This window comes from Plesiomonas sp., from assembly GCF_051650925.1.
Classification (GTDB): Bacteria; Pseudomonadota; Gammaproteobacteria; order Enterobacterales; family CAMTGL01; genus Plesiomonas.
On the sequence record NZ_JBOFRH010000053.1, the window covers coordinates 1 to 2,852 of the forward strand.

Genomic DNA, 2,852 nt, shown 5'->3' on the forward strand with positions numbered 1-2,852 from the left:
ATTGCGCTGATTGATATCATGTTGCCTGATGGAAATGGGTTTGATATGGCGGCAGCATTGCGCCGTGTTAAGCCACGCGCAGGGATCATTATTCTTACTGCTAAAAATGCGACTGAAGATAAGTTACGTGGGTTGTATGGCGGTGCGGATCATTATCTAACCAAGCCGATAAAGTTATTGGAGCTGACTGCCATTATTGATTCGTTAGGGCGGCGCGTGGGGAGTAGTGAATGGTTACTGTTGGCGGAGAGTCGGCGTTTGCAATCACCAGAGGGGTTGGAGAGCGAATTGACGGCCTCTGAAATGGTGATATTTCAATTGCTGCTTAATAATCCTGGGCAAGTTATCAGCCGCCGCCAAATCGTCGAAGCTTTGGGGCATTCGTGGGTAGATTATGACTTACGCCGTTTAGATACCTTGGTGAGCCGTTTACGACGCCGTTGGCGTGAAAAATATGAGGTGGAATTACCATTAAAAACAGAGCACCGCGATGGTTACAGCTTTTGCGCAGTATTAAGTGAAGTATAAGACAGAAAACGTAAAATAACTTATTAATGGATTGAATATGCCATTGTCACATTCACTGACATCGCCGCCACTGATGTATCGTAAAACTGAGCCTACCTCACTATTATGGTGCAGGCATGCTGTATTTATTACCTTACTGATGATGCTATTGGCTCCGTGCGCAGAAGCAAGCCTCAATCCGAATATGCAAGAAAAGACATTAATGGATGCGGGGATCATTAATGTTCCTCTCCCTGCAGGAAAACAGTCATTAGCAGGGTATTTGGAATGGCTAGCCGATCCAAATAATGAATTATCGATTAGTCAAGTGCAAGCTCTGCCGGTGAAAGCCAATTTTAAACCCTTACAAGGAATGCCGGCTTTTGGCTACCGCAAAGGAGCGATTTGGCTGCGTTTTACCGTCATGGGAGCAATGCAAAGTGATCCTTATTGGCTGGAAATTGTTTCGCCCTTTTTAGATTCTGTTACTCTGTACCGGGCAGGAGAAAGATCGCCGGTAACTTCACGTGCGGCAGGGGATCATCATCCATTAAGTGGCCGCGATGTATTGTATCGTAATCCGGTTTTTGAGTTACATCCTGAACCACAAAAGCTCAATACCTATTACCTGCGCATTGAAGGTAATAATAGCCTGACATTTGCGATATATCTGTGGTCGCCACCTACTTTTGTTGAGGCTATCGGCTTAGAACAATTGGGTTTCGGTGTTTTTTTTGCAGTTCATGTAATTTTGATATTAACCAACCTTTGGTTTTACCAAGCCACTCGTGAAGGCAGCTATGGCTGGTTTGTTTTATTTACTTTTCTAAACTTAATGACCTCCGCGGCAGCAGAAGGATATGGCTATCTTTATTTGTCATGGTTGCAAAATGTGCCTGAGATAAATGAAGGCGTCATGATAGTGGCATGGATGTTTTCACCAGCGGCTGGTATCACTTTTTTGTTTAGCTATCTTGGCGGGTTTTCATCCTCCCTACGGCCTTACTTAATCCGGATATGCCTATTTTATCTCATGCTGGCCAGTGTATTTAGCATGGTTATTTTAATGCTTCCTTCGATAAGTCAAGTGGCGCGACAAACATATCAAATATGGTCACTGGTCAGTACATTAATTTCACTCATTATTGTTTTGGTACTCTCTATTCGCAGAAATGCCAATGCCAGACTAATGCTGATTGCGATGCTGCCTTACTGGATTGCCGTATTTATGCGTTTTTTGCGTAATATGGCGATAATTCCACCGGGATTATTGGCAGATAATGCCTATTACTTGACCATGACATTCTATTTGCTGGTTATGAACTATGGGTTAAGCCGACATTATCAGACGATGCGCGAGAGAATAGAGCATGCCCAGCGTGAAGCGCTTAGTAACTCGATTCAAGCGGAGAGAGCGTTGGAAGAGAAAGTTATTCAGCGCACATCAGACCTTAAGCGCGCGGTAGAGCAAGTGACCGAAGCGCTGGTCTTGGAAAAGCGTGTGCATGAAGAGCAAAAGCAATTCTTCGCTACGGTATCACATGAGTTACGCACACCATTGGCGGTGATTGATATGACCGCGCAAAATTTGGAGCGCACTAATACTTCAGACGATGAAGTTGTTCGTGCGCGTTATGAAAAAATATTACGCGCAACCGGGCGATTGTCTTCGTTACTGGATAATTATCTGGATGAAGACAAATTTGAATTGCTGCGGCATGGTGCCAATTTGAGTGATTGCCCGATTAAAAGCCTGCTGCAAGATGCGATGGACTCTGCGCGCTTATTGTCAGATCAACATTTTATCCAGATTGATGATGAAGACTTACCGAGCCAGTTTTTCTGTGATCCCTCGTTAACCCGTTTGGCATTACGTACGTTGGCAGATAATGCGGTCAAGTACACTCCACCCGGCTCGATGGTCGTGCTGCGTGGAAGGCAAGTTGCGGATGGGGTGCGCATTGATGTAGTGGATAACGGGCATGGCATTGCGCTGAGTGAGCGAGAGCGAATTTTTGAGCGTTATTATCGCGGTAAACAATCGGGGCGGCAAGGAGGAACGGGATTAGGACTGGCACTGGCGCGTTCACTGATAGAGAAGCAGGGGGGAACCTTAACGCTAACCAGTGATGAAGGCGAAGGTGCGTGTTTTTCTGTATGGTTACCTTCGCCCGAGGTGCGTGCTATTGCATGAGGCCGCACACGTAGCGTGATCAGCGCTTTTCACGCCCCATCATCCGATCCCATTTTCGCTTTTGCTCATTGAGTTGATCTTGGCGCATTTGCTGTTTCATACGCATTTTCCGGATCAAGTCTTGTTTCTTTTTTTTGCGTTGCACTATATT

At 45.5% G+C, this 2,852-nt stretch carries 2 protein-coding genes; both read left to right on the plus strand.

What is annotated here, in order from left to right; all coding sequences use genetic code 11:
• Positions 1 to 528 (plus strand): response regulator transcription factor (locus ACRC27_RS01340; RefSeq protein WP_438638971.1); only part of this gene is annotated, 528 nt, incomplete at its 5' end.
• A 37-nt stretch (positions 529 to 565) separates the two neighbouring features.
• A complete protein-coding gene (locus ACRC27_RS01345; RefSeq protein WP_438638972.1) occupies positions 566 to 2,701 on the plus strand; it encodes a sensor histidine kinase in 2,136 nt (711 codons plus the stop codon).
• Positions 2,702 to 2,852 lie beyond the last annotated feature (151 nt).

What these genes read in the sequence shown, in the direction of transcription:
- ACRC27_RS01345 (WP_438638972.1), top strand. Translation starts at nt 566, where the DNA reads ATGCCATTGTCACATTCACTGACATCGCCGCCACTGATGTATCGTAAA.